Here is a 24,887-nt window from a genome sequence, read left to right on the forward strand (position 1 = left end):
TCACATCACGGTGAGCCGAACATGAACGTATCCGAACGCCTTGCACAAGCGGGGATCGAACTGCCGGCGCCCATCGCGCCGCTCGGCTCCTATCGAACGGTGTCGATTGCGGGCAGTCAGGTCTATGTTTCCGGTCTCGGGCCTTTCGAAAACGGCAAGCCAATCGTCGGAATGGTCGGCGGCGACATGTCTGTCGAAACGGCGCGCCACGCGGCGCATCTGACGATGCTGATGATCCTGGCTTGCGTCGATCAAGCCTGCGGTCTGGACAACATCGAGCGATGCAGCCGGCTGACGGTCTACGTGCGCGCCGAACAGTCGTTCACGCAACATCCGCAAGTGGCCAACGGCGCCAGCGACCTCTTGCTGACATTGTTCGGACAAGACAGGCTTCCCGCTCGAAGCGCGCTCGGCGTGCATACGTTGCCGATGGGCATCCCGGTCGAGATCGACAGCATCTTCGAATTGAAGCGATAAATCGCGTGGCAGCTTCGCTGGCGAACGCGCCATTTATCCACAAAGCGATTTTTGCCGTCCGGCAATTCTGGCGACGCGCAGCCCTTTGATAAGCTTCCCGTCCATGCACGCTACCCCGCTCACCGTTATGGCCGACGCAAGCCTTGTCAACGCGCACGACGCCGCGCTGTCCCGCGCGGATCATGTTTATTACACGCTGCGCGAGGAAATCTTCGACATGCGGATCCTGCCCGGCGACCGGCTGACGGAAGGCGCCATTGCGGAACGCTTCGGCGTATCGCGTACGCCTGCACGCGAAGCGCTGCAACGCCTGCAAAGCGATGGCCTGATGCAAGGCTATGTGCGCGGCGGCTGGGAAGTGGTGCCCATCGACAACAAGCGTTTCGACGACCTCTACGAGATGCGTCAGATGATCGAGGTCTTCGCCGTGCGCAAGCTCTGCAATGGCGAAACGCCGCAAGCCGATCTTCACTTGCTGCTCGATGCGCTCGATCGCATCTGGCGCGTTGGCCGTGCGCGCCGGGTCGTCGATGGACGAAAGCTCGTCGAACTGGACGAATCGCTGCATCACGCGCTGGTAGCGGCCGCGGGCAACGATGAACTCACCGCGACGATGCAGCGCGTCACCGACCGTATCCGCGTGGTGCGCCGGCTCGATCTCGTGAAGGGCGATCTCATCGCGGAGACGTATGAAGAGCATGCCGCCATTCTCGATGCCATTCGTCGCGGCGACAGCGCATCGAGCGTCGAACTGGTGTCGCGTCATATCAGCGGCAGCCAGGCAAGCGTGAGCGGCCTCACGATGCAGCGCCTGCTCGCCGCCCGCACCGAAGCGGGGCGTTCGAGCGTCGCGCACGCACCGGCGCGACCGCGGCGCACCATCTGACGGCATCGCCGCACTTCCTTCAAACATGCGGCAAACCACGCTGCAAGGAATAGCCAGCAAGGCTCCATAGGGTTTTCACGGACGCCTGGCACGGAACTCGCATTGACGATTTCGTTGTATACAAGGAAACGTCGATGTCTCTGGAAGTCTCTGCTGCACTCAATCCCACACGCGGCTCGCGCGGCATGGCCGTGGCGCCGCATGCGCTTCCATCGCAAAGTGCGCTCGCCGTCCTTCGAGAAGGCGGCAACGCCGTCGAAGCGATGATCGCGGCCGCCGCCACCGTCGCGGTGGTTTATCCGCACATGAACAGCATCGGCGGAGACGGCTTCTGGCTGATCTCGCGTCCGGGTCACGCGCCGATCGGCATCGAGGCGTGCGGTGCGGCAGCGATGCGCGCCGACATCGGCACGTATCGCGCGCTGGGCCTCGACGCCATTCCTGCACGCGGCCCGCTCGCGGCCAACACCGTCGCGGGCACCGTCTCCGGTTGGGACTTCGCGCAGCGCTTCTCGAAGAACACGCTCGGCGGACGCCTACCCGTTGCGCGTCTGCTGGAAGACGCGATTCATTATGCGAAGGCGGGCATTCCCGTCACGCGCAGTCAGTCCGACTGCATGGCGGGCAAGTGCGGCGAACTCGGAAACGTGCCGGGCTTCGCGCAAACCTTCATGCCCGATGCCCGCGTGCCGCGCACCGGCGAGCGCTTCGTCAACGCGCGTCTCGCCGCAACGCTGCAACAGCTCGCCGATGCCGGTCTCGACGACTTCTATCGCGGCGATCTGGCGCGCAGCATCGCGCACGACCTGTCGTCGCTGGAAACGCTCATCGCCCTCGCCGATCTCGAACGGCACACGGCTCGCGAACGTACGCCGCTCGCGCTCACGCATACGCTGGGCACCGTCTACAACATGCCGCCGCCGACGCAAGGTCTCGTGTCGCTGCTGATTCTCGGCGTGCTGGACCGCGTGCTGACCGACGACATGGACCCGCTCGGCCCCGAGTTCGTCCATGCATGCGTCGAAGCGACGAAGCTCGCCTTCAAGGTGCGCGACGAACACGTGACCGATCCGGACCACATGCGCATCGATGCCGTCACGCAACTCGATCCCGCCGCGCTCGATGCGATGGCCCGGCAAGTGTCGATGTCGCGCGCCGCGCTCTGGGGCCGTGGCCGCGGTCCCGGCGATACGGTCTGGATGGGCGTCATCGATGGCGATGGCGTTGCCGTCAGCTTCATCCAGAGCATTTATCACGAGTTCGGCAGCGGCATCGTCCTGCCGCAGTCGGGCATCAACTGGCAGAACCGGGGTTGCAGCTTTTCGCTCGATCCGTCGTCGCTCAATCCGCTGATGCCGGGCCGCCGTCCGTTCCACACGCTCAATCCCGCGCTCGCCCGTTTCGCCGATGGCCGCACGATGGTCTACGGCAACATGGGCGGCGACGGCCAGCCGCAATCGCAGAGTGCGGTGTTCTCGCGCATCGCGCGATTCGGCTGGAATCCGCAGGCCGCGATCGATGCGCCGCGCTGGCTGCTTGGCCGCACGTGGGGCCAGTCGACCGACTCGCTCAAGCTGGAAGCGCGCTTTCCCGACGAGACCATCGACGCATTGCGCGCGCTCGGTCACGACGTCGAAGTGCTCGCCGCCTACGACGAAGCGATGGGGCACGCCGGCGCAATCGTTCGGTATCCCGATGGATTATTCGAAGCCGGTCACGATCCACGCAGCGACGGTTCAGCCGCCGGCTGGTAACGCTCAACACGCTCTTGCTTCGAAGTGATCCGGTTCCGCGCTCGTCGAACCGGAGGGCACGACTCATCCTTTTTTATCCGCACATCAACCGGGGAACGCCTATGAACACACGCATCCAGACACTGCACGACGATGCGGCCGCGCCCGCGATCGCCGCTCACAACCGCTGGCTGCAACTCGGTCTCGGCCTGCTCTGCATGATGTCGATTTCCAGCCCGCAATACGTGTGGACGCTGCTGACCAAACCGCTGTCGGCGAAGCTCGGCGTGCCGCTGCCCGAGTTGCAGGTCACGTTCTCGCTGCTCATCATCCTGCAGACGTTCTTCTCGCCGTTTCAGGGCAAGCTGATCGACCGCTTCGGTCCGCGCCTGCTGATTTCGCTCGGCACCGTCATGTCGGGCCTGAGCTGGGTGCTCTCGTCGATGGCCGCGAGCACATCGATGCTGTATCTCACCTACGGTCTCGTGGGCGGGCTCGGCACGGGCATCGTGTATGTCGGCGTGGTCGGGCTGATGGTGCGCTGGTTCCCCGACCGGCGCGGCTTCGCGGCGGGCGCGGTGGCCGCGGGCTACGGCATGGGCGCAATCGTGACGACGTTCCCGATCTCGGCATCGCTGGCGGCGCGCGGTCTCGATGCGACGCTGTGGATCTACGGCATCGCGTTCGCGGTCGTGGGCTTCGTCGCATCGCAAGGCTTGCGCGTGCCGCGTGACGAAGCGCCGGCGAAGGCATCGGCGGTGGCGGTATCGAACGTGCCGAATCTGCGTCCTTCGCAAATGATGAAGTCGCCGCTCTTCTGGCTCATGTTCGCCATGATGACGATGATGTCCACCTCGGGCCTCATGGTCACATCGCAGATGGCGACCTTCGCGGCGGACTTCGGCATCACGAAGGTCGTCGTGTTCGGCATGGCCGCGCTGCCGCTCGCGCTGACCATCGACCGCTTCACCAACGGACTCACGCGCCCGCTGTTCGGCTGGGTCTCCGACAAATTCGGCCGTGAAAACACGATGTTCTTCGCCTTCGCGCTCGAAGGCGTGGCGATGGCGCTGTGGCTCCTGACGCGTGACAACGCCGTCTTGTTCGTGCTGCTCTCGGGCGTCGTCTTCTTCGGTTGGGGCGAAATCTTCTCGCTCTTCCCGTCCACCTTGACGGATACCTTCGGCACGCGCCACGCCACCGAAAACTATGGCTGGCTGTATATCTCGCAGGGCATCGGTTCGATCTTCGGCGGTCCGCTCGCGGCGCTCTTGCATCAGCACGCGGGAAGCTGGGTGCCGGTGTTCAGCGTCGGGATCACGCTCGACATCGTGACGGCCGTGCTCGCGATGTTCGTGCTGAAGCCGATGCGGGCGAAGTTTCTCCAAAGAGCCGGCGCTTGAATGCTCGAATCGCGCGCGGCGCTAAAGCCGGAACTGCTGCCGCAGCGCCGTTGCGAGCAGATCGATGGCCTCGGTTGCGCGTCCGGTGTCACCGCGCATCAACACCACCTCGTGATCGGCTACATGCGCAAGACCGTCGATCACGCGCATGTCCGCGGTGACTCTTGCCCGGTCGAGCAGCGTCACCGCGAGCCCTGATTCGACGCACGCCTTGATGACCTGCGTCGATGCGCTGTCGAGGACGACTCGCCACTTGCGCCCCGCGGCTTCCAGTGCGTCTGTCATCGCCAAACGATAGGGACACGGCTCGGCGTACAGCGCCAATGGAACCGGACGTGACTCGTCGAGCGCGAACGTCGGACTGCCGACCCAGACGGGCGTCGTCAGCGTCAGTACGTTCGCCGATCTGCTTCGGTGCGCGGGCTGAACGAAGATCGCCAAGTCGAGCTTGCCGCGCGCGATCTGATCCCGCAGCTTGAAGCTCGGCGCGGTCTTCACTTCGAGCACCACGTCGGGCCAACTCGTCGCGAAGTCCGGCAGGATGTCATGAATCACATGAGCAGCGTATTCGTCGGGGATGCCGAGCACGACGCGGCCCGCCAGCCGTTTGCCCTTGATCTCGTCGATTATCCGGTCGTGAGCCGCCAGCAACTCGCCCGTGCTCGCCAGCAACCGTTTGCCCAACACGGTCAGCGTGACCGACTGATTGTCCCGCTCCAGCAATCTGCCGCCCGCAGCGGCTTCCAGACGCTGAATGTGAAGGCTCACCGCCGCCGGACTTCGCTTGACGTGCTCGGCCGCCGCCCGGAAGCGCCCCAGCCGCGCTATCGCGTGAAAGGTCCGCAGCAGTTCGATGTCTAGCACTGTGCTCATCGTGTGATCCCGGGTGGTTTAGCGTTGTTGAACGACCGGATCAGTATATTTTGATTTTCGAATCCACGGCGGCGCGCTAGTGTGGGTGCATGGCGAGAACATACACAGACCAGCCCGTGCCGGGACGGAGCCCCATGCCGCTGCCTTTTCTCGAAGCGGCAATGGTGCTCACCTGGAGTTCGGGCTTCATCGGAATGCGGTTCTCGGCGGACTATGCGCCGGTCTACCTGGTGACGTTGTGGCGGTTCATCGCGCTGTCCATCGGCTTGTTTCCGTTTGTGGCGCGGGAGATGCGGCATGCGCCCAAGTCTGTTCTGATCCGGCAATCATGCATCGGCGCATTGGCGATGGCCGGCTATCTTGCGGGCGTCGCGGGTGGCGTGCAGCTTGGCGTGCCCGCCGGTCTCGCGGCCCTCATCGCGGACTTGTTGCCTGTCGGCGTGGTGCTGATTACCACGTGTCTCTTTCGCCAGCGCAGCCCGGCTGTCGTGTGGGCCGGATTAGGGCTCGGTCTTGCCGGGACGCTGATCGTCTGTCGCGATGCCCTTTCTCTCGGCAGCGCGCCCGCATGGGCCTATGGACTGCCGGTCGCGGGGATGCTATCGCTCGCGGCGGGCACCGTCTGGCAGCAACGTTCTTCGCACTGCGGCACCCTGAGTCCGCTCGGCATGCTCTGGCTGCAGAGCTTGGTGTCGTGCCCGATCTTTCTCGCGTTGCAAGCATCTCAAGGCCGCATTGCACCGATGCTGTCCGCCGGTTTCGCGGCGAGCGTCGCGTGGAGCGTCATCTTCGCGACGCTCGGCGGATGCGGTCTTTACTGGGCGTGTCTGCGGCGGACATCGTCTGCTCGCGTGACGAGCGTTCTGTTCCTCAGCCCGCCCGTCACGCTGATCTGGGCATGGGCGATGTTTCGCGAGCCGCTATCGTGGCTGATGGCTCTCGGCACGGTGATATCCGGCGCGGGAATACTTCTTGTCGTCAATCGCAGCAGCGCCGATGGCGGCTAGCGCGGGATTCGTGCGGCCCGCCCGCAAAGGCGAGCCATTCGACGCACGCGCGTGCAACCCGCGTCAGGCGAGCACAGGCGCCTTCCGCTTGCCCGCGCCTTGCTCATACGCATAGGCCAACGCGAGCAAGGCGCCTTCGTCCCACTGGCGCCCCACGAAGATGAGGCCGAACGGCGAGCCCGACGCGTAATAACCCGCCGGCACCGCGACGCCCGGCAGACCCGCGATATTGATCTCGCCCACGGTCGTTTCCTGAATGGTGTCCTTGCCGTGTAGCGGCGGAAGCTCGCAACGCATCTGCGGGAAGACGAGGGCATCGAGTCGTTGCTCGTCGAACACCTTGTCGAAGATACGCAGATAGCGCGCCTTCAGTGCGACGAATTCGGGCATCTCCGGCGGCAGCGACGGATTCGCCAGCGCGGCCTTGAAATCCGCCAGGTTATGCATGAAGTTCAACACGCCGTCCGGACCGAATGCGTCTTCGTCCTGCGTGGCCTGCGCGAACTCCGCGAAGGTGTTCAGCGCCGCGCCCTTGCCGAGCCGTTCGAGATACTTCTCGACATCGTAGGGAATGGATTCGAGACCGCGCGCATCGAAATTGGCCAGCGGCGCCGTCGTCTTGCGCAAATCGGCGAAGCCCGAGCCTTGAAACGGATCGTCGATCAGCGTCGCGCCGAGCGATACCAGTTCGCCCTTCGCGCGCTCGTACAACGCGGCGGCTTCGTCGGAAAGCGGCTGATTGCGCCACCCGGGACCGTAGAGCCCGATGCGTTTGCCCCGCAGCGCGTTGCCGTCCAGCGCGGCCGCATAGCCGCCTTCCGGTTGCCGGCCCACGCTCGCGAGCGTCTTCGGGTCTTCGCTCGTGTAGCCGGCGAGCACGTCGAGACACAGCGCGGCGTCTCTCACGTTGCGCGCGATCGGCCCGACGACATCGCGGTTGCCCGACAACGGCACCACGCCCGCATTCGGCACCAGACCGATGGTCGGTTTGATGCCCACGAGATCCTGCGCCGATGCGGGATTCTGGATCGATCCGCCGGTTTCCTCGGCGAGCCCCAGCACCGCCATGCCCGATGCCACCGCCGACGCCGTGCCCGCGCTGCTGCCGCCCGGTACGCGGTCGCGCATTAGGACATTGATCGTGGGGCCCGCCCAGCTATCGTTGGCGTGCGAGCCGGTGTGGCTCAGGATCGGCACGTTCGTCTTGCCGAGCAGAATCGCGCCCGCACGACGCATGCGCGCGACGACCGGCGCATCGCGCTCGGGCATCAGATCGACGCCGCCCGTCTTGCTGTACAGCTTCGACCATCCCGCGGTGGTCGGGAAGCCGACCATGTCCATCGGGTCCTTGATGACGACCGGCACGCCCGCGAGCGGCCCCAATGCTTCACCGGCCGCGCGCCGTTCGTCGATGCTGCGGGCATCGTCGAGCGCCGCCGGATTCAGAAAGATCAGCGCGTTATAGGTGCCGTTATGGCGCTCGATCCAGTCGAAGCAGGCCCGCGCCAGTTGCTCGGCCGTGAACTTGCCGCGCTTGAATCCGTCCTGCACGCTCTCGACCGTGAGGTTGACGAGATCGATGTCGATCGCACTGCGTGTTTCCATTCGATGCCCCCGTTGAGTTGCCCGGTTTGTCAGAGTTGAACGCCGCGCGTAAGCGCACCATCGACGACGATGTTCGCGCCGCTCACGAAGCTCGCCGCCGGACTCGCAACGAACGCCACCGCATTCGCGATCTCCTGCGGCTTGCCCATGCGGCCGGTCGGATTGAGCGCCAGCGCGCGTTCGAACAGCGCCGGATCGTTGTGCTCGATCCAGTCCCACACGCCGCCTTCGAAGTACACGTTGCCCGGCGAAACCGTGTTCGCGCGAATTCCCTTCGATGCGAGTTGATTCGCGAGCCCCTGCATGTAATGCACGAGCGCGGCCTTGAAGACGCCATAAGGTCCCGCAGCGAAGTCGATCTCGCGTCCCGATACGCTCGAAATCGCGACGATCGAAGCAGCCTTGCTCGCGGTGAGATACGGCATGGCGGCATCGACGAGATTGACCGTGCCGAGCAGATCGGTCTCGAACTCCTTGCGCCACGATTCGATGTCGTTGCCGATAGCAAGCGCGCTCACGTTGGCCACGAGGATATCGAGCCCGCCCCACTCGGCACCCACGCGCTCGACCCAGGCCTTGAGCGCCGCGCCATCCGACACATCGACGGCCGCGCCCGATGCCCGAGCGCCGCTCAGTTCGGACAGCGCGCTCGCAGTCGCCGCGACGCTGGCCGCGTCGCGTGCGCAAATGGCCACGTCGGCGCCCTCGGCAGCCAGCGTCCGCGCAATCGCGAGACCGATGCCCTTGGTTCCGCCGGTGACGATCGCCTTCAAGCCCTTCAGTTGCAGGTCCATGTTCGTCGCTCCTTTGTACGTCGATGAAAATGGCGGCACGACGCGCTCACTCCCGGTCGCGCCCGTCCTCCGTTGAAAGTCCGCGCGCGATCTGCAGGACTTCGCCCGCCTGAATGACGGAGTGGCAGATATCGTCGATGGTCACGCGCTTTTCCATCGCCTGCGCGCGCAACATGTCGTACGCTTCGCGCTCGCTCACGCGATGCATGATCATCAAAATGTTCTTGGCTTCCTGCAGATGCCGGCTGTCGAGCAGCTTCTGTTCGAGCCTCGCGATGCGTTGCGTATGCTGACGCGCGCGCCTCGCGTGATAGAGCGCCATCACCACGGTGGACAAGAGACCGGAGGCGCGAATGGGCGTCGTGACGATGCCGTCCGATCCCAGCTTGATGGCCTGATCGATGAACGTCGGGTTCTCATACGCCACCACGCAGATGACGGGCGGCGCATCCGGACCGCTCCACTCGCCCTTCGGCGCACGCTCTTCGGGCAGCAACGCGCGAAACACCAGATCGGTCTTCTCGGGCAGCGTGTCCGTGGGCGGCCAGCATCGCTCCACCTGAAAGCCCATGCGCCTCAGATGATTCGTGAGCGTCAGTCCGTCATCGTCATCGGGATGAAACACGACGACGCGCGCATTGCGCTCGAGAATCGAACCCGTCAGGCTTCGCTGGCCTCTGTCTGTTCGCGCGCTCACGTCAGTACTCTCGCGTGCTCAGCTTCGTGACCCAGTCCCCGAGCGTCTGACGCGTCATGTACGGATCGGGGCCGACGGCGAACTTGGACTCGCGCAGGATCGTGAACTGGCCGTCGGCATTCGCGCGGCCGATGCGCGGATAGAGCGCCATGTGATGATTGACCGGATCGATACGCACGCGGCCTTGCGGCGCAGCGTATTCCGAGCCGAGCAGATGCGGCATGATCGCGCCGATCTCGTCGGAGCCCGAGCGCGCGTAGGCTTCGGCGAACATGTGCATCTGATAGTACGCGGCCTCCCAGTTCATGTCGGTCGGGGTATCGGAGCCGTAGCGCGACTGATGATGCGCCACCGCGCGATGATTCTCTTCCGTGTCGATGCTCTGAAAATACGGCGCCGCCGTGATGTGCCCCGCCGCGATGCCACGCTGCATCGCGTGGATTTCCGTCTCCGATGTGTTCAGGCTGCCGATCGGCATGCGCGACGGATCGAAGTCCGCGTGCGCGTAGGCATCGTAGAGATACGGCACGGTCGCGCCGATGACCGTGCTGAAGATCCAGTCCGGCGACTTGCGCCGGATGTCCGCGACGACCTGTTCGAACTGCTCGCGCGTGGCGTCGAGCGAAAGATAGCGTTCGCCGAGGATCGCGCCTTCCGGATGCTGAAGCAGCAGCTCCTGCATGGTGCGGTTGCATTCGTACGGATAGACATAGCTCGAACCGACGAAATACACGCGCGCGCCGAACGTCTCCGTCATGAAGTCCGCGAGTTGCACGCCGTTCTGATTGGGCGACGCGCCGCTGTAGATGATGTTGTCCGAATACTCGAAGCCCTCGTACATCTGCGCGTAAATCAGCAGACGGTTGTGCTTTTCGACGACGGGCAGCATCGCCTTGCGGCTCGTCGATGTGTATCCGCCGAAAATCGTATTGACGCCGTCCTTCACGATCAGACGCTCCGCAAGCTCGCGGAACGCAGCCGGATCGGACGCGGGATCGTAGTGGACGGCGACGAGCTCGCGCCCGCCTATGCCGCCGCGCGCATTGATCTCTTCGACGGCGAGGCGCGCACCACGCCATTGAGACTGCTCGAGCAACGCGGTCGAGCCGCTCGTCGAGCACAACAGGCCCACTCGGATGGGATCGGACAAAGCCATTTCGTGACACGCTCTCGAATGCGCGCGGAACGGCGGCCCCGCGCGTGATACCAACTGCTCTGGATTCGTCTGACTGACGCGTTATTTGAGGTAGTGCTTGGCGACCATTGCGCCAACGGTATATTTTGGATCGACAAAATTGCCCAGTCGAACCTTGCCGACCTGACTCAGCATCATGTACGCGTCCCACTTGTCGAAGCCGTACTCCGCGGCCATCCACAGCACGAGTTCACGGTACGCGATGCGCGTCGCGTCTTCCAGCGGCCGCGCGCTGCCGATGCTCATCAGCGCATCTTCGTTTTCGAGGCGCGGCCAGTCGATCTGCCACTTCTTGATGAGATCGACGCGCACGGTCGTCGTGCTCTGATATTCGACAGCCGTGCCGCAGACTTCGCCGTCGCCCTGACAGGCGTGTGCATCGCCGATGAACAGCCGTCCGCCCGGCGAGCGCACCGGCAAGTACGTGATGCTGCCCGGCCCCATGTCGGGCACGTCCATGTTGCCGCCGTGATTGTCGGGGGTGAGCGAATTGATCGAATCGATTTCGGGTGAAAGACTCAGCGTGCCGATATGCGGCTTGTACGGCAGCGTGTTGCGTTTGCTCCAGTACACGTTTTCTTCGTCGATCTTGATCTTGCGCACCACTTCGGGCAGCGGCTCGTTCAGGAGCGCGGTGTAGTCCGTGCCCGTCAATCCGCCGAAGTTCGGGATCATGCAGCAGAAGCCGTGCGGATCGTCGCCGCGCGGCGCCATCTTTTCGATGTAGACGGCGACCACATCGCCCTTCTCCGCGCCCTCGATCATGATCGGCCCGTTCTGCGGATTGAGGAACGGCACCTGCAGCACTTGCGACGGCTTGTCCGTCTCCTCCCTGATCTTGCCTTCGAACGCGTCGCGCGTTTCCACGACGACGCGATCGCCGGGCTTCACATGCAAGACCGGCTGCGAGTACGGGCCGATCGTGTAGTGATACGTCTTCTGCATTTCCTCGGTCAGATGGTGCTCCACCGGCTCGCGATCGGCGCCGACGCCACGCTTCATCATGATCGAGTCTTCAAGCCATTTCATGTTTCGTCTCCGTCACAGTGCCAGATACTGGCGAATCAGTTGTTCGTCCGCGAGCTGCGCGGGGCTCAGCGTCTCGACGATGCGGCCCTTGTCCATCACGCAGCAGCGCGTCGCGATGCGTTCGACCATCCCCATGTCCTGCTCGACCAGCACCACGCCGATGCCCGTTTCACGCGCGATCTGCTGAAGCGTCTCGCCGATCAGATCGACGATCGATGGCTGGATGCCTTCGGACGGCTCATCGAGCAATACCACTTTCGGCGAACTGATGAGCGCCCGCGCGATCGCGAGCTGCTGCTGTTCGCCGCCGCTCATGGTTCCGGCCTTCTGCTGGTAGCGCTTCTTCAGAATCGGAAAATAGCCGACCACCTTGTCCTTCATCTGCGCCGCCTGCGCGCGATTCGCCTGCGCGCCGACCTGCATGTTTTCCGCGACAGTCAACGCGCCGAAAATCTCGCGGCCTTGCGGCACGTAGCCCATGCCCTTCTGCGCGCGAACATACGGCTTTTCGTGGCCGATGGATTCGCCATCGAGTTCGATGCTCCCCGCATCGAGATCGATCAGCCCGATCAACGCGCGCATCAGCGTCGTCTTGCCGACGCCGTTGCGCCCGATGAGCGCCAGCACTTCGCCCGCCCCGACGCTCAACGACACGCCGTTGAGCACGCGTCCGCCGCCGTATCCCGCTTCCACGCCCGACACTTGAAGCAACGCGCTCATTTCTTCTTCCCCAGATAGACTTCCGCGACATCGTCGCGTGCGAGGATCTCGTCGAGCGGGCCATCGGCGAGCAGGCTTCCTCCGTGCAACACCGTCACGCGCGACGCGATCTGCTTGACGAAGGTCATGTCGTGCTCGACCACCATCATCGTGAGACCCGCAGCCGACAGACGCTTGATGAGCTCGCCGGTCGCATGGGTTTCCTCGACGGACATGCCGGCGACGGGTTCATCGAGAAAGAGCAGCTTCGGACGCAGCGATACGGCCATCGCGATTTCGAGCCATTGCTTCTTGCCGTGCGACAGATTGCGCGCGAGCACATGTTCCTCGTTTTCCAGCATGAAGCGCTGCAAGAGTTCATCGAGGCTTTCGGGGCGATCGTCCTTCGCGCGATGCAGCGACAGTTGCAAGTGCTGACGCACGCTCAGGTCCGGGAACACGCCGGGAATCTGGAACTTGATGCTCATGCCCATGCGAATGCGTTCGTGCGGCAGCACATGACTCATGTCCTGGCCGAGAAACATCACGCTGCCTTCCGACGGCCGGTGCTCCCCCGTGATGAGCTTGAAGAACGTGCTCTTGCCCGCGCCGTTCGGCCCGATCACGCAGCGAATCTCGCCTGCATCGATGCGGAAGTCGATGCCGTTGATGACGTGCGCGCCGCCGAAGTGCTTCTTGAGTCCGCGCGTTTCCAGCAGCGTGGTCATGACTTGCCCTCCTCCCGTTTGAGACATGCGCCGCCGCGAGGCGCATCCTGACCCGCGCGGCCCTGCATACGCCGCAGATGCCGCGCGACGAACGGCAGCAGACCTTCCGGCGCCGCGAGCACGACGATCAACAGGATCGCGCCGAGCAGGATCAGCGCGTACTGGCTGCCGTACACCGCGAGATTCTGCGAAAGCCACACGAGGAGCGCCGTGCCGAGAATGGTCCCGCCGATGCTCTTTCTGCCCGACGTCGCCACCCAGATCACAGGCATGGCGGCGGACGTGAGGCCCATCGTCGAGGGCGTGATGTAGGAGCCCCAGATCGTGTACAGGGCGCCCGACAATCCGCCGAGCGCGCAGCCGAGCACGAACACGAGCAACTGATGCCGGCGGATATCGACGCCCAGCATCTCGGCGCGCTGCGGATTCTCGCGAATGGCGATGAGCGTGAGGCCGAACGTGCCGTCGAGCAGCTTGCGCATCGCGGCATAGACGACGATCAGCAGAATCAGCACGAGGTAGTAGAAGCTCGCGTTTTCCAGCGAGAGCGGTCCGCCCGGCCAGGGAACCGTGAGCGGCGGCATGCCGCCCATGCCGTTGTAGCCGTTCAGGCGCGCTTCGCCGATCGCCCATTGCGGACCGGCCGTCTGCGACATGAACGTTTCGAGCACGAGCGTCACCGACAACGTGACGATGCCGATGAACACGCCCTTGATGCGGCCATAGAAGATCATGTAGCCGATCAGCGCCGCCGCGACGATGCTCACCACCAGTCCCGCGCCGAGACCGAGCCACGATTCGAACCAGGCATCGCCGTAATTCAGCGTGAAGATGCCGTAGCTGTAGCCCGCCAATCCGAAGAAGGCGGTCTGCCCGAAGGACAGGATGCCGCCATAGCCCCACATTGCGGCGAGGCCGACCGCGCCGAACGCCCACAACAGGCAGTACGCGAGATTGCCGCTCGTTGTGGCATCCACGACGAGCGGCAGCGTGAGCGCCACGAGCCAGGGCACGTAGTGCGCCGCGCGAGTCGTGGCGCTCGCGGGAGATAGCCGCGAAGGCTCTTTCGTTTGCTTCACATTGCCTCCTAGCGCGCGCGGGAAAAGAGGTTGCCGAGACCTTGCGGCATCAGCCGGATCACGACGATGACCGTCACCAGCAAGCCGATCTGCCCGAACAACTGACCATACGAGGCCGTGAGCGCGGTCTGGATGACGGCGAGCACGGCCGCGGCGGGCGTCGTCCCCGCGATCACGTTCGCGCCGCCGACGACCACCGACACGAACGCCTGCACGATGAAGTTGCTGCCCATCGTCGGCACGGCGGTCATGGTCGGCGCATAGAGCGCGCCGGTCAGGCCCGCGAGTCCCGCGCCGAGCGCGAACGTCAGCGTATAGAGACGGTCCGTGCGCAGGCCGAGACATTGCGCGATGCTGGCGTTCTGGATCGTCGCGCGGGCGCAGACGCCGTAGTTCGTCTTGAAGAACAGCAGATAGAGCGCGAACAGGATGGCCAGGGCGATGCCGGGCAGCACGGCGCGGTACGTCGAAAACGAATAATCGCCGAGCGAGAACGATCCGAACGGCGTGCCGATGCCTTCTATCGAAGGTCCGGCGACGAGCAGCATGGTCTGCTGCACGATGAGGCTGATTGCCCACGTCGCCACGACGGAATCGAACAAGCGGTCGTACAAGTGGCGAATCACGAGCCGCTCGATCACCACGCCCGCGAACGCCGCCGCGAGCGCCCCGAGCAGCATGGCGAGAGGAAGCGGCAAGCCGCGCTTGGCCGCGATGATCGTCACGTAGGCGCCGCACATGATGAACTCGCCATGCGCGAGATTGATGACGCCCATCATGCCGAAGATGACCGCGAGACCGAGCGCCGCGAGCACCAGATAGGCGAAGCTGTCGCCGAACTGATAGACGAGCGAATAGAGAACCGAAAAGGTGGCCATGCATGCTCCACGTTCAAGAGACCTGCGCGCGCCCGTCGTGTGCGGCGCGCGCGCCGGCCCGGATCAGGACGATCAGGACTTCTTGGGCAGGTTCGACGGCGTGTACTGGCGATGATCCGGCTTGTTGGGCAGATCGCAGCCCACCTTGCCGAGCCAGTACGGCTGGACGTCGTCCCAGACCTTCGGAATATCGACCGAGTGATCGTCCTTCACATGCACGAGGTAAATGGTGTGGCTCGCGTGATGGCTCTTCGGGTCCATGCACACCTTGCCCTGCGCGCCTTCCGTGCAGATGCCGCTTTCGAGCGCCTTGCGCACCGCGTCCTGATTCGTCGTCTTGGCTTTTTCGACGGCGGCCTTGTAGAGATAGATGGCGTCGTACGCGTTCGCTGCCTCCTGATTGATGTACGGCTCGTTCGGGAACTTCGCGTGGAAGCGCTTCTTGAAGTCGTTGCTGGCGGGCGTATCGACTTCTTCGACGTAGTTCGCCGTCACGTACATGTCCTTCAGCGCAGGCGGTTTGAAGCGCTTGTGCTCATACGCCTGACCGACGTTGACCGAACTCGCCATCGGCAGATTCAGATGTGCCGACGCCTGCTGCTCGTAGTACGACGCCTGATTCGCGCCGACCAGCAACGTCACCACGAAGTCGGGCTTCGCCTTCTGGATGTTCTGGATCGTCTGTCCGAACTGCGATACCGACAGCGGAATGAATTCCTCGCCGGCCATCGTGCCGCCGTTCTCCTTGACGATGTTGCGGACCCACTCGGCGGAAATCTGCCCGAAGTTGTAGTCGGCGGCGATGGTGTACACCTTCTTGCCGTACTTCTGCATCATCCACGGGATCAGCGTCGAGAATTGCTGTTCGGGCACGGCGCCCGTGACGAACGTGTTGGTATCGCACACGCCGCCTTCGTACTGATTGTCGTACCAGTAAAGCTGTTTCGCGCGGTCCATGATCGGCCGAATCGCTTCGCGAGATGCGCTCGAGAATGCGCCGAAGATCACATCGGGCTTGTCCGTCTGAACGAGACGCCGTGCCAGTTCCTGGAACTTGGTGTTGTCGGATTGCGTGTCGTAGGCGATCAGCGAGACCGGACGTCCGAGGATGCCGCCCTTCGCGTTGATCTCATCGACTGCGAGTTGCGTGGCGTGAATCTTCGGAATGGTCGCCAGTGCGAAGTTTCCCGAGGCATCTTCCAGCAGGCCGATCTTCACGGGATCGGCGGCACTCGATGCGAGCGAAGTCAGTGCAAGTCCTGCGGTAAGGGCGAGACGCATCCAGCCCGACGGCTTCAGCAACATGCGGATTCTCCAGAAATGAGCGCTAGAACAGGGGGAAAAACGCGGACAAAAAAAAGCCCCCTGACGAACCGCGGGTTCGTCAGGGGGCTTCTGTGCCGGATCCTCGGGCGGACATCTTTGTCAGGCCGCGAGGTATGGAGCCCAGTCTAATGCGTCAAATTTTTCCTTGTCAACGGTGGACAAAAATCGCCGGATGGCCGAAATCGCACGCGCGGCACAGGCGCCGGTGAAGCGGCGGGCCGGACGATATGCATAAATCCTATTCCGGATAGCCCCTGAATCCGCCGAAAGTCCGCTTCTATACTGGCATTCCATACCTTCACGAGGAGACGAAACGATGTTGATGGACGCCAAGGACTCGGTCTACAGTCCGACACAGGACGACCTGATTTTTCCGCAAGAACCGACGTTTTCGAGTTCCGCCGAGGAACGCCGCTATCGCAAGGAGCATCTCGCGGCCGCGTGCCGGATCTTCGCGCGTCATGGCTTCAGCTTCGGCTTCGGAGGCCATCTGACGGTGCGCGATCCCGAGCATCCGGAGCTTTTCTGGACCAATCCGATGTGCGTGCCGTGGTCGCGCACGAAGACATCGCAACTGGTGCTCGTCGATCATTCGGGCACGGTGATCGAAGGCAAGTACGCCGTGAATCGCGCGGGCTATGTGCTGCATTCGGCGATTCACTCGGAGAACCCCGACATCATCGGCTCGTGTCACGCGCATACCGTCAACGGCGACGCCTGGGCCGCGATGGGCAAGCCGCTCGACTACGTGACGCAGGACGCGTGCATGTTCTACGGCAGCCATACGGTGGTGCGCGATGGCGCGGGCAAGGTGCCGGTCGCGAATGAATCGGGCAATCCGATCGCGCGCGCCTTCAACGATCACAAGGCCATCATCCACCAGAATCACGGGCTGCTGACCGCGAGCCGTCACAGTATCGACGATGCCGTGTGGACGTTCATCGCGCTCGATCATTGCTGCAGGATGCAACTGCTGATGGACGCGGCCGAGTCGCGCCCGATCGAGATCGATCCGGAGTTCGCGGAGTATTCGCATCGCCATCTGGGCAATTCGTTCATCAGCTGGCTGCATTTCCAGACCATGCTCTACGAAATCAACGAGCAGGAGCCGGATTACCTCGACTGACCCATCGGTGTGCGAGGTACGGCGGCGGGATGCGCCATGTCGCAACTTGCCCGCGCATGCCGCCCGAGAGCGCTCAAGAAAATCTATATTGGAGACACGCATGGACGCGCTATATGGCGAAGAAGCCGTCAGACAGACGGACATGAGCCGCACTTACTACCGAGCCTACTGGCGGCTGCTGCCGCTATTGCTGATCTGTTATCTCGTTGCCTATCTCGACCGCGTCAACGTTGGCTTTGCGAAACTGCAGATGCTCGACGCACTGCGTTTCGACGACGCGATCTACGGCCTCGGCTCGGGCATCTTCTTCGCGGGCTACTTCTTCTTCGAGGTGCCGAGCAACCTGATCATGCGCCGTGTCGGCGCGCGTAAGTGGATCGCCCGCATCATGCTGACGTGGGGCGTCATCTCGGCGGCGATGATCTTCGTGCAGACGCCGATGCAGTTCTACATCGCGCGCTTTCTGCTCGGCGCCGCCGAAGCCGGTTTCGCGCCCGCGATCATGTATCTGCTCACGCTGTGGTTTCCGGCCCGCTATCGCGGCCGCGCGATGTCCATCTACGTGATGGGCGCGCCGCTCGCGTTCGTCGTCGGCGGTCCGATCTCCGGCTACATCCTGCATGCGTTCTCCGGCAACGCGCATATGGCTGCGTGGCAATGGCTTTTTCTGATCGAAGCGATTCCGGCCGTCGTGCTCGCGTTCGTCGTGCTTGCCTTTCTCGATGACGATCCCGCGCGCTCGCGATGGATCAGCGAGGACGAGCGCTCGAACGTGCTGGCCGAAATTCGCGCGGAGAACGCTGGCAAGATCGATCATCCGAGCGTGCGCGCGTTTCTCGCCAACCGGAAGCTGTGGTGGTTCTGCGCTATCTTCTTCTGCCTCATCATGGGCCTCTACGCGCTCGGCTTCTGGATGCCCTCGCTCATCAAGCGCAGCGGCGTGACCGATCCGTTGTCCATCGGCCTGTATTCGGCGGTGCCGAACGTCGTGGCGGCGATCGCGCTGTTCGTGTCGAATCGCAGCGCCGACCGCACCGGCGGACGCCGCGCGCATTTCGCCCTCTTCATGCTGATCGGCGCGGTTGGACTGGCCACGAGCATGTGGCTTTCGGCAGGCCCGATCATGACGACGCTATGTCTGTCGATCGCGGCGGCGGGCGTCTATTCGTGCGTCGCGCTCTTCTGGGCGCTGCCGACGAGCCTCTTCGTCGGCGCATCGGTCGCGGCGGCGCTCGCGTTCATCAATTCGGTCGGGAATATCGCGGGCTTCGTATCGCCTTATCTCGTCGGCATGCTCAATGTGATGGTCGGTCACGCGGAAATCGGCATGTACGTGATCTCCGCGTTTCTCGTGCTCGGCGCGGCGATGACCATGCGTCTGCCGAAGACGCTCGACGACAAGTGAAACGCCGGCTCAGGCGGCCCACGGCGGCCGCTTGAGCCTTTCCGTCACGTAGTCGATGAACGCCCGCACACGCGGATGCAGCGACGAGTCGCGCGGATACAGCGCATAAATCGCGGTTTCGTCCTTCGGCTGGAAGTCGGTCAAGAGCGGCACGAGCATGTTGCTGCGAATCGACGGAAGCACCATATGCTCGGCCATGCGCGTGATGCCGACGCCAGCGAGGCACATGTACACCGAGCTCACGCCGCTGCTCGTCTGAAAGTTGCCGTCGATGAGCATGGACGTGCGCTCGCCATCGACCATGAAGGGCCAATGGTTGAGATGATCCATCGGCGGCTCCCACATCAGGCAATTGTGGTTGACGAGATCCGCCGGCACCGAAGGCACGCCGTGCCGCGCGATATACGAAGGCGACGCGGTCACGACGCGTTGCAGATGACACAGCTTGCGGCTGACGAGATTCGAGTCCTGCAGGCTTCCCATGCGGATCGCGACATCGAATCCTTCGCCGATCACATCCGCGAGCGTATCCGACAGCGACAGGCGCACCCGCAGGCCGGGATAGCGCTCCAGAAAGCCCGGAATGAGCGGCACGATCTGATCCATGCCGAACGAAGTCGCCACCGTCACGCGGATACTGCCGGTCATGTGCTGACCCGCGCGCGCGAGTTGGGCTTCGCCGGTGTCGATGTCGTCGAGAATGCGCTTGCACAGCGCGAGATATTCGTTGCCTTCCTGCGTGACCTGCAGACTGCGCGTCGAGCGCCTGAGCAGCGCGACGCCGAGGCGCTTTTCGAGCGCCGAGACCGCGCGGCTGACATACGGCTGCTGAAGGTTGAGCATGAGCGCCGCAGCGGTGAATCCGCCGGTTTCCGCGACGGCCTTGAAAATCCTCATTTCGACGAGGCGTTCGTCCTTCATGTACTCGGTGCGGCCTAAGCGATGATCAACCAGCGATCTTAGCCAGCGGCTGCTTACTTCTATATCGGGAGTTGCACGGGTATGGATTCCCGGCCGATTCGAGCGGCTCGAGCACGGGCTCGCGACCTCAGAAACCGTCTCGCCAACCGTCTTCAGACGGTGCTCGCCGCGCGCTTCACGCCGTTTCCGACCAAAAGACCCAAGTCGTAAGCGCGTTCGAGCGCGCGCCCGAGTTCCTCGACGCGACACATGCGGATGTCCGCGCTCGGCTTGCCGATCGGATCGAACGATTGAATGCCTAGCTCGTCGCGCGCGATTGTCAACAGCGGCTCCCAATGAGCTTCAGTCTTGTTGCGGTAGGTCATTGTTTGCGCTCCTTTCTCTTGCATTTGTTACTTAACAAGATTAGGAGCGCGAGCCCCCGTTACCTGCGACGGATCGCCGCGATTCGAATGTCGTCTCTAGAAATCGTCATTGCGCCGCGAAACAATAGCGCGCTTTTTGCCGCCACTGCTCTTGAAAGCAGAACGCGGCGTTTCAGAATCCGAATCGATGTGGGCATTCCGGCACGTACTGCGCGCTTTTGCGAACGCACATCCATTCGGTCAGCGAATCATGGAGCCGTTGCCTATGATTGATCTCAGGCCGGTTCCAGCTCATCGTCAAAGGACAAGGAGTCGTTCACATGAAAGCTCCTCAACGTTTGGCACGAATCGAGTTGATAGCGCCGTTGTCAGGCGTGATGGTCCAACTCGACACCGTGCCCGATCCAGTTTTCGCGCAGAAGATGGTCGGCGACGGCGTATCGATCGATCCCACTTCGGACGAATTGCTCGCCCCGCTCTCGGGGACAGTCACGCAGCTGCATCGAGCGGCGCACGCGGCGACGATCACCGGCGAAAGCGGTCTCCAGGTGCTGATCCACATCGGCCTCGACACCGTGATGCTGCGCGGGGAAGGCTTCACGCCGCTCGTCAAGGAAGGCGACACCGTCACGACCGGCCAGCCGCTGATCCGCTTCGATCCGGTCGTCGTCGGCGCGCGGGCCGTGAGCCTGCTCACGCAGATGGTCATCGCCAACGGTGAGCTCGTGACCCGCTACGTGCCCGCCACGGGCCTCGTCACGGCGGGCAAGGACGTCGCGTTGACGGTCGAATTCGTCGGCGCCGCCGCGGACGACGCGAGCGGCGGCCCAGCAGGCGCCATCCGGTCAGACGAAATCACGCTGCCGAATCCGCAAGGCCTGCACGCGCGGCCCGCTGCGGTATTCGCCGCCGAAGCCAAGAAATACAAATCCGACATTCGCGTCCTGCGCGGCGACGACAGCGCGAACGCGAAATCCGTCGTCGCGCTGATGGCGCTCGCGACGAGCTTCGGCGACAAATTGCGCGTCGAGGCCGCCGGCCCCGATGCCGGCGAAGCCGCCGCCGCGCTCGCGCGCCTGCTCGCGTCGGGCTCGGGCGAAAAGCCCGGCGACGCGCCCGCGCCCGCCGTTGCCGCGGCCGAACCGGTCGCACCGGCGCGCGCCCCGTCCACGAACGCCAACGAATTCACGGGCGTCTCCGCGTCGCCGGGACTCGCGGTCGGCAAGATCGTGCAGTTCCGCCGCGAAGTCATCGACGTGGCCGAGGCGGGCGAATCGCCGCAACGCGAACGCGCACGGCTCGACGCCGCGCATCACGAAGCGCGTCAGCAAATCGAGGCGCTGAAGGCGAATCTGACCGATCCGTCCAAGGCGCAGATCCTCGACGCGCACCTCGAACTGCTCGACGATCCCGATCTCACCGACGCGGCCATCGCCGGCATCAGCGACGGCAAGAGCGCGGGTTTTGCGTGGCGCGCCGCGTTCGAGACGCAGGCGAGCAATCTGGAGAGGGTCGACAACGCGCTTCTGCGCGAGCGTGCGGGCGATATCCGCGATGTCGGCCGCCGCGTGCTGGCGCTGCTCGCGGGCGTAAAGCAGGCGCATATCGACGTGGCGGACGAATCGATCCTCATCGCCGAGGAGCTTTCGCCCTCGGACACGGCCTCGCTCGATCGCAGCAAGGTGCTCGGTTTCTGCACGACGACCGGCGGCGCGACGAGTCACGTCGCGATTCTGGCGCGCTCGCTCGGCATTCCGGCGATCTGCGGCATCGACGAAGATGCGCTGCAATTGCCCGATGGCACGCTCGTCGTGCTCGACGGTTCGCACGGCAGCCTGCGGCGCAATCCCAGTGCGGACGATCTGGCCAAGGCGCGCGAGCGCATCGACCGTCAGACGAAAAAGCGCGAGGAAGAGAAAGTCGCCGCGAGCAAGCAGGCCGTCACGGCGGACGGGCATCGCGTCGAAGTCGTTGCAAATATCCGGAATGCGCAGGAAGCGCGCGATGCGGTCGCGGCGGGCGCGGAAGGCGTCGGACTGCTGCGTTCCGAATTTTTGTTCGATAACCGCGACACCGCGCCGTCGGAAGACGAACAGGCCGCCGAATATTGCGCCGTGGCCGAAGCGCTCGGCCGCGAGCGTCCGCTCGTCGTGCGAACGCTCGACGTCGGCGGCGACAAACCGCTGTCGTACCTGCCGCTGCCGAAAGAGGACAACCCGTTCCTCGGGCTGCGCGGCGTGCGCGTGAGCCTCGATCGTCCCGATATGTTCCGCACGCAATTGCGCGCGATTTTGCGGGCCGCGCCGATCGGCAATCTGCACATCATGTTCCCGATGGTCGCGTCCATCGAGGAAGTGCGCGCCGCCAAGCGGCTTCTTCAGGAAGAAGCCGGCGATCGCATCGACAGCGTCAAGGTCGGCGTGATGATAGAAGTGCCGTCCGCCGCGCTCATCGCCGAGCCGCTCGCGCGCGAAGTCGATTTCTTTTCCATCGGCACCAACGATCTGACGCAGTACACGGTCGCGATGGATCGCGGACATCCGAAGCTCGCGAAACAGGCGGACGCGCTGCATCCGGCGGTGCTGCGTCTGATCGGCATGACCGTCGATGGCGCGCACAAGCATGGCAAGTGGGTCGGCGTGTGCGGCGGCATCGCGTCCGATGCGATGGCGGTGCCGGTGCTCGTCGGCCTCGGCATCGACGAGCTGTCGGTCAGCGTGCCTGCCGTCGGCTCGATCAAGGCGCAACTCGCGCGCCTCACGATGGACGAAGCCCGCCAGCTCGCGGCAAAGGTAATCACGTTGGGCACGGCCGCCGAAGTGCGCGCCCTGCTCGCCCCGTACGCGGAATAAGCGGAACAAGCGGAGACAAAAAAATGTTCAAAAACGCATTCGGCGTGGTGCAGAAGGTCGGCAAGTCGCTGATGCTGCCGGTCGCGGTGCTGCCCGTCGCCGGCCTCTTGCTCGGTCTCGGCGCGACCGATTTTCATGGCTACGTGCCCGCCATCATCCTCGAACTGATGAAGAACGCCGGCGACGTGATCTTCGGCAATCTGCCGTTGATCTTCGCGATCGGCGTGGCGCTCGGCTTCACGGAAAACGATGGCGTATCGGGAATCGCGGCGACCATCGGCTATCTCGTGATGACGGCGACGCTCGGCGTCATCGCGAAGCTCGAAGGCGTCGAGCCGACGATGATCATGGGCATTCCGTCGATTCAGACCGGCGTGTTCGGCGGCATTCTCGCGGGCGGTCTCGCGGCGTGGATGTTCAACCGCTATTACCGCATCACGCTGCCAGCCTATCTCGGTTTCTTCGCCGGCAAGCGCTTCGTGCCGATCGTCACGGCCATCGGTGCGATCGTGCTCGGCGCGGTGCTGTCGGTCGTGTGGCCGCCGATCGGCGGTGTCATCAAGGCGTTCTCGCAATGGGCGGCGGTCTCCGATCCCCGCACCGCGGCGACCGTGTACGGTTTTGTCGAACGTCTGCTGATTCCGTTCGGTTTGCATCACATCTGGAACGTTCCGTTTTTTTTCGAGGCGGGCAGCTTCCTCGATCCGACGACAGGCAAGATCGTTCATGGCGACATCAACCGTTTCTTCGCCGGCGATCCGACCGCGGGCATTCTGTCGGGCGCCTTCCTGTTCAAGATGTTCGGCCTGCCCGCCGCCGCGATCGCGATCTGGCATTGCGCCAAACCCGAAAAGAAGGTCGCGGTCGGCGGCATGATGGTGTCGGCAGCGCTGACTTCCTTCCTCACCGGCATCACGGAGCCGATCGAGTTCGCGTTCCTGTTCGTCGCGCCCGTGCTGTACTTCATTCACGCGTGTCTCGCGGCGTCGGCGCAATTCGTCGCCAATACGCTGAACATGCACATGGGCTTCACGTTCTCGCAAGGCGCGATCGACTTTTTGATGTTCAACCTGATCGGCAACAAGGCGACGCACGCGTGGTACGTGTTCATCCTCGGGCCGATCTATGCGGCGATCTATTACGTCGTGTTCCGTTTCGTGATTACGCGCTTCAATCTCAAGACGCCGGGACGTGAGGACGATACGGCGGCCACTGCCGCGGTAAGTTCCAGTGGCGTCGGCGGACGCTCGCGCGATCTCGTGCTCGCGTTCGGCGGCCGCTCGAACATCAAGAGCCTCGATGCGTGCATCACGCGCCTGCGGATCACGGTGAACGATCCGTCGCTCGTCGATGATGCAAGGTTGAAGGCACTCGGCGCTGCGGGCGTCGTGCGCGTCGGCAACGGCGTGCAGGCGATTTTCGGGCCGCTGTCGGAGAACATGAAGACCGACATGCAGGACTATCTGAAGACCGCGGGAAGCGACGCCGATCTGCCAGTGGCGGGCGCAGCATCCACCGCCACAGCTTCCGACGCGATGAGCGCCCCGGCTGCGGCGCCCGCGCAGGATGCAGCGCAGCAGAAGGCGCGCGCGGAAAAGATTCGCGCGGCGCTGGGCGGCGCGGCCAATATCCTCAAGCTCGAACCGCTCGCGGCCACGCGCTTGCGCGTCGCGCTCGGCGATGCGTCGCGGCTCGACGGCGCCGCGCTGAAAGCGGCGGGCGTGCCGGCGACGCAGCCGCTTGCCAACGGCGAAGTCGATCTGATCGTTGGACTCGAAGCGGAGAACCTTGCGGGCGCGATGCGTTGAT

At 63.8% G+C, this 24,887-nt stretch carries 22 protein-coding genes; 9 read left to right on the forward strand and 13 right to left on the reverse strand.

Annotation, left to right across the window (positions count from 1 at the left end):
* Positions 1-21: 21 nt before the first annotated feature.
* From NCT05_RS22930 to oxlT, 4 genes are all read left to right on the forward strand, one after another.
* Positions 22-477, forward strand: coding sequence for a RidA family protein (locus NCT05_RS22930; protein ID WP_008348110.1), 456 nt, complete (start codon positions 22-24; stop codon positions 475-477).
* Positions 478-604: 127 nt separating this feature from the next.
* On the forward strand, positions 605-1,363 hold the full coding sequence (locus NCT05_RS22935; protein WP_250503233.1) for a GntR family transcriptional regulator: 759 nt from the start codon (positions 605-607) through the stop codon (positions 1,361-1,363).
* A gap of 134 nt (positions 1,364-1,497) precedes the next feature.
* A complete protein-coding gene (locus tag NCT05_RS22940; protein ID WP_250503234.1) occupies positions 1,498-3,117 on the forward strand; it encodes a gamma-glutamyltransferase family protein in 1,620 nt (539 codons plus the stop codon).
* 101 nt (positions 3,118-3,218) lie between these two features.
* Entirely contained in the window at positions 3,219-4,499 is a 1,281-nt protein-coding gene (gene oxlT / locus NCT05_RS22945) for an oxalate/formate MFS antiporter (RefSeq protein WP_175980912.1), read from the forward strand.
* 21 nt (positions 4,500-4,520) lie between these two features.
* On the opposite strand, the gene NCT05_RS22950 is transcribed toward oxlT, so the two are convergent.
* Positions 4,521-5,372, reverse strand: coding sequence for a LysR substrate-binding domain-containing protein (locus NCT05_RS22950; protein WP_250503235.1), 852 nt, complete (start codon positions 5,370-5,372; stop codon positions 4,521-4,523).
* Between the two features lie 134 nt (positions 5,373-5,506).
* Between NCT05_RS22950 and NCT05_RS22955 the strand changes: the two genes are divergently transcribed.
* Positions 5,507-6,379 carry a DMT family transporter gene (locus tag NCT05_RS22955; protein ID WP_250503236.1) on the forward strand — a complete coding sequence of 291 codons (873 nt, stop codon included), beginning with the start codon at positions 5,507-5,509 and terminating at the stop codon, positions 6,377-6,379.
* Positions 6,380-6,442: 63 nt separating this feature from the next.
* Here the strand turns inward: NCT05_RS22955 and NCT05_RS22960 are convergent, their stop codons facing one another.
* The 10 genes from NCT05_RS22960 to NCT05_RS23005 all read right to left on the reverse strand — a co-directional run bounded on the left by NCT05_RS22960 (position 6,443) and on the right by NCT05_RS23005 (position 16,388).
* Positions 6,443-7,984: an amidase gene (locus NCT05_RS22960; protein WP_250503237.1), complete on the reverse strand. Its 1,542-nt coding sequence runs from the start codon at positions 7,982-7,984 to the stop codon at positions 6,443-6,445.
* A 29-nt stretch (positions 7,985-8,013) separates the two neighbouring features.
* On the reverse strand, positions 8,014-8,778 hold the full coding sequence (locus NCT05_RS22965) for an SDR family NAD(P)-dependent oxidoreductase (RefSeq protein WP_008348126.1): 765 nt from the start codon (positions 8,776-8,778) through the stop codon (positions 8,014-8,016).
* A 46-nt stretch (positions 8,779-8,824) separates the two neighbouring features.
* Complete coding sequence (locus tag NCT05_RS22970; RefSeq protein ID WP_008348127.1) at positions 8,825-9,475, reverse strand: ANTAR domain-containing response regulator; 651 nt, start codon at positions 9,473-9,475, stop codon at positions 8,825-8,827.
* 1 nt (position 9,476) lies between these two features.
* On the reverse strand, positions 9,477-10,631 hold the full coding sequence (locus NCT05_RS22975; protein ID WP_008348129.1) for a transporter substrate-binding domain-containing protein: 1,155 nt from the start codon (positions 10,629-10,631) through the stop codon (positions 9,477-9,479).
* Between the two features lie 81 nt (positions 10,632-10,712).
* The gene (locus NCT05_RS22980) at positions 10,713-11,699 is read right to left on the reverse strand and encodes an acetamidase/formamidase family protein (protein WP_008348131.1); all 987 of its coding nucleotides are present in this window, start codon (positions 11,697-11,699) and stop codon (positions 10,713-10,715) included.
* Between the two features lie 12 nt (positions 11,700-11,711).
* The gene (locus NCT05_RS22985; protein WP_250503238.1) at positions 11,712-12,419 is read right to left on the reverse strand and encodes an ABC transporter ATP-binding protein; all 708 of its coding nucleotides are present in this window, start codon (positions 12,417-12,419) and stop codon (positions 11,712-11,714) included.
* Complete coding sequence (locus tag NCT05_RS22990; protein WP_008348134.1) at positions 12,416-13,126, reverse strand: ABC transporter ATP-binding protein; 711 nt, start codon at positions 13,124-13,126, stop codon at positions 12,416-12,418. Before NCT05_RS22990 ends, NCT05_RS22985 begins: the two co-directional genes overlap by 4 nt.
* On the reverse strand, positions 13,123-14,205 hold the full coding sequence (locus tag NCT05_RS22995; protein ID WP_250503239.1) for an ABC transporter permease subunit: 1,083 nt from the start codon (positions 14,203-14,205) through the stop codon (positions 13,123-13,125). The genes NCT05_RS22990 and NCT05_RS22995 overlap by 4 nt, the downstream gene beginning before the upstream one ends.
* 8 nt (positions 14,206-14,213) lie before the next feature.
* The gene (locus NCT05_RS23000) at positions 14,214-15,083 is read right to left on the reverse strand and encodes an ABC transporter permease subunit (RefSeq protein ID WP_008348139.1); all 870 of its coding nucleotides are present in this window, start codon (positions 15,081-15,083) and stop codon (positions 14,214-14,216) included.
* Between the two features lie 72 nt (positions 15,084-15,155).
* Complete coding sequence (locus tag NCT05_RS23005; RefSeq protein WP_008348141.1) at positions 15,156-16,388, reverse strand: urea ABC transporter substrate-binding protein; 1,233 nt, start codon at positions 16,386-16,388, stop codon at positions 15,156-15,158.
* Positions 16,389-16,725: 337 nt separating this feature from the next.
* Between NCT05_RS23005 and NCT05_RS23010 the strand changes: the two genes are divergently transcribed.
* Together NCT05_RS23010 and NCT05_RS23015 are read left to right on the forward strand one after the other, a co-directional pair.
* Complete coding sequence (locus NCT05_RS23010) at positions 16,726-17,535, forward strand: class II aldolase/adducin family protein (RefSeq protein ID WP_250503240.1); 810 nt, start codon at positions 16,726-16,728, stop codon at positions 17,533-17,535.
* Positions 17,536-17,635: 100 nt separating this feature from the next.
* Positions 17,636-18,940: an MFS transporter gene (locus tag NCT05_RS23015; RefSeq protein ID WP_175980928.1), complete on the forward strand. Its 1,305-nt coding sequence runs from the start codon at positions 17,636-17,638 to the stop codon at positions 18,938-18,940.
* Positions 18,941-18,949: 9 nt separating this feature from the next.
* Here the strand turns inward: NCT05_RS23015 and NCT05_RS23020 are convergent, their stop codons facing one another.
* The gene (locus tag NCT05_RS23020; protein WP_008348147.1) at positions 18,950-19,861 is read right to left on the reverse strand and encodes a LysR family transcriptional regulator; all 912 of its coding nucleotides are present in this window, start codon (positions 19,859-19,861) and stop codon (positions 18,950-18,952) included.
* 152 nt (positions 19,862-20,013) lie between these two features.
* Positions 20,014-20,226, reverse strand: a complete 213-nt coding sequence (locus NCT05_RS23025; RefSeq protein ID WP_250440982.1) for a DUF6900 domain-containing protein — start codon at positions 20,224-20,226, stop codon at positions 20,014-20,016.
* Between the two features lie 320 nt (positions 20,227-20,546).
* On the opposite strand from NCT05_RS23025, the gene ptsP reads away from it, so the two are divergent.
* Together ptsP and ptsG are read left to right on the forward strand one after the other, a co-directional pair.
* Positions 20,547-23,078 carry a phosphoenolpyruvate--protein phosphotransferase gene (gene ptsP, locus NCT05_RS23030; protein ID WP_175980932.1) on the forward strand — a complete coding sequence of 844 codons (2,532 nt, stop codon included), beginning with the start codon at positions 20,547-20,549 and terminating at the stop codon, positions 23,076-23,078.
* A 23-nt stretch (positions 23,079-23,101) separates the two neighbouring features.
* Complete coding sequence (gene ptsG / locus NCT05_RS23035; protein WP_250503241.1) at positions 23,102-24,886, forward strand: PTS glucose transporter subunit IIBC; 1,785 nt, start codon at positions 23,102-23,104, stop codon at positions 24,884-24,886.
* The last annotated feature ends 1 nt before the right edge of the window (position 24,887 follow it).

It is taken from the genome of Caballeronia sp. AZ7_KS35 (assembly GCF_023631045.1).
Lineage (GTDB): Bacteria > Pseudomonadota > Gammaproteobacteria > Burkholderiales > Burkholderiaceae > Caballeronia > Caballeronia zhejiangensis.

What these genes read in the sequence shown, in the direction of transcription:
- NCT05_RS22965 (WP_008348126.1), bottom strand. Translation starts at nt 8,778, where the DNA reads ATGGACCTGCAACTGAAGGGCTTGAAGGCGATCGTCACCGGCGGAACC.
- NCT05_RS23005 (WP_008348141.1), bottom strand. Translation starts at nt 16,388, where the DNA reads ATGTTGCTGAAGCCGTCGGGCTGGATGCGTCTCGCCCTTACCGCAGGA.
- NCT05_RS22950 (WP_250503235.1), bottom strand. Translation starts at nt 5,372, where the DNA reads ATGAGCACAGTGCTAGACATCGAACTGCTGCGGACCTTTCACGCGATA.
- NCT05_RS23025 (WP_250440982.1), bottom strand. Translation starts at nt 20,226, where the DNA reads ATGACCTACCGCAACAAGACTGAAGCTCATTGGGAGCCGCTGTTGACA.
- NCT05_RS22930 (WP_008348110.1), top strand. Translation starts at nt 22, where the DNA reads ATGAACGTATCCGAACGCCTTGCACAAGCGGGGATCGAACTGCCGGCG.
- ptsP (WP_175980932.1), top strand. Translation starts at nt 20,547, where the DNA reads ATGAAAGCTCCTCAACGTTTGGCACGAATCGAGTTGATAGCGCCGTTG.
- oxlT (WP_175980912.1), top strand. Translation starts at nt 3,219, where the DNA reads ATGAACACACGCATCCAGACACTGCACGACGATGCGGCCGCGCCCGCG.
- NCT05_RS22940 (WP_250503234.1), top strand. Translation starts at nt 1,498, where the DNA reads ATGTCTCTGGAAGTCTCTGCTGCACTCAATCCCACACGCGGCTCGCGC.
- NCT05_RS22980 (WP_008348131.1), bottom strand. Translation starts at nt 11,699, where the DNA reads ATGAAATGGCTTGAAGACTCGATCATGATGAAGCGTGGCGTCGGCGCC.
- NCT05_RS23020 (WP_008348147.1), bottom strand. Translation starts at nt 19,861, where the DNA reads ATGAAGGACGAACGCCTCGTCGAAATGAGGATTTTCAAGGCCGTCGCG.
- NCT05_RS22960 (WP_250503237.1), bottom strand. Translation starts at nt 7,984, where the DNA reads ATGGAAACACGCAGTGCGATCGACATCGATCTCGTCAACCTCACGGTC.
- NCT05_RS22985 (WP_250503238.1), bottom strand. Translation starts at nt 12,419, where the DNA reads ATGAGCGCGTTGCTTCAAGTGTCGGGCGTGGAAGCGGGATACGGCGGC.
- NCT05_RS22955 (WP_250503236.1), top strand. Translation starts at nt 5,507, where the DNA reads ATGCCGCTGCCTTTTCTCGAAGCGGCAATGGTGCTCACCTGGAGTTCG.
- NCT05_RS22975 (WP_008348129.1), bottom strand. Translation starts at nt 10,631, where the DNA reads ATGGCTTTGTCCGATCCCATCCGAGTGGGCCTGTTGTGCTCGACGAGC.
- NCT05_RS23010 (WP_250503240.1), top strand. Translation starts at nt 16,726, where the DNA reads ATGTTGATGGACGCCAAGGACTCGGTCTACAGTCCGACACAGGACGAC.
- ptsG (WP_250503241.1), top strand. Translation starts at nt 23,102, where the DNA reads ATGTTCAAAAACGCATTCGGCGTGGTGCAGAAGGTCGGCAAGTCGCTG.
- NCT05_RS22935 (WP_250503233.1), top strand. Translation starts at nt 605, where the DNA reads ATGGCCGACGCAAGCCTTGTCAACGCGCACGACGCCGCGCTGTCCCGC.
- NCT05_RS23000 (WP_008348139.1), bottom strand. Translation starts at nt 15,083, where the DNA reads ATGGCCACCTTTTCGGTTCTCTATTCGCTCGTCTATCAGTTCGGCGAC.
- NCT05_RS23015 (WP_175980928.1), top strand. Translation starts at nt 17,636, where the DNA reads ATGGACGCGCTATATGGCGAAGAAGCCGTCAGACAGACGGACATGAGC.
- NCT05_RS22990 (WP_008348134.1), bottom strand. Translation starts at nt 13,126, where the DNA reads ATGACCACGCTGCTGGAAACGCGCGGACTCAAGAAGCACTTCGGCGGC.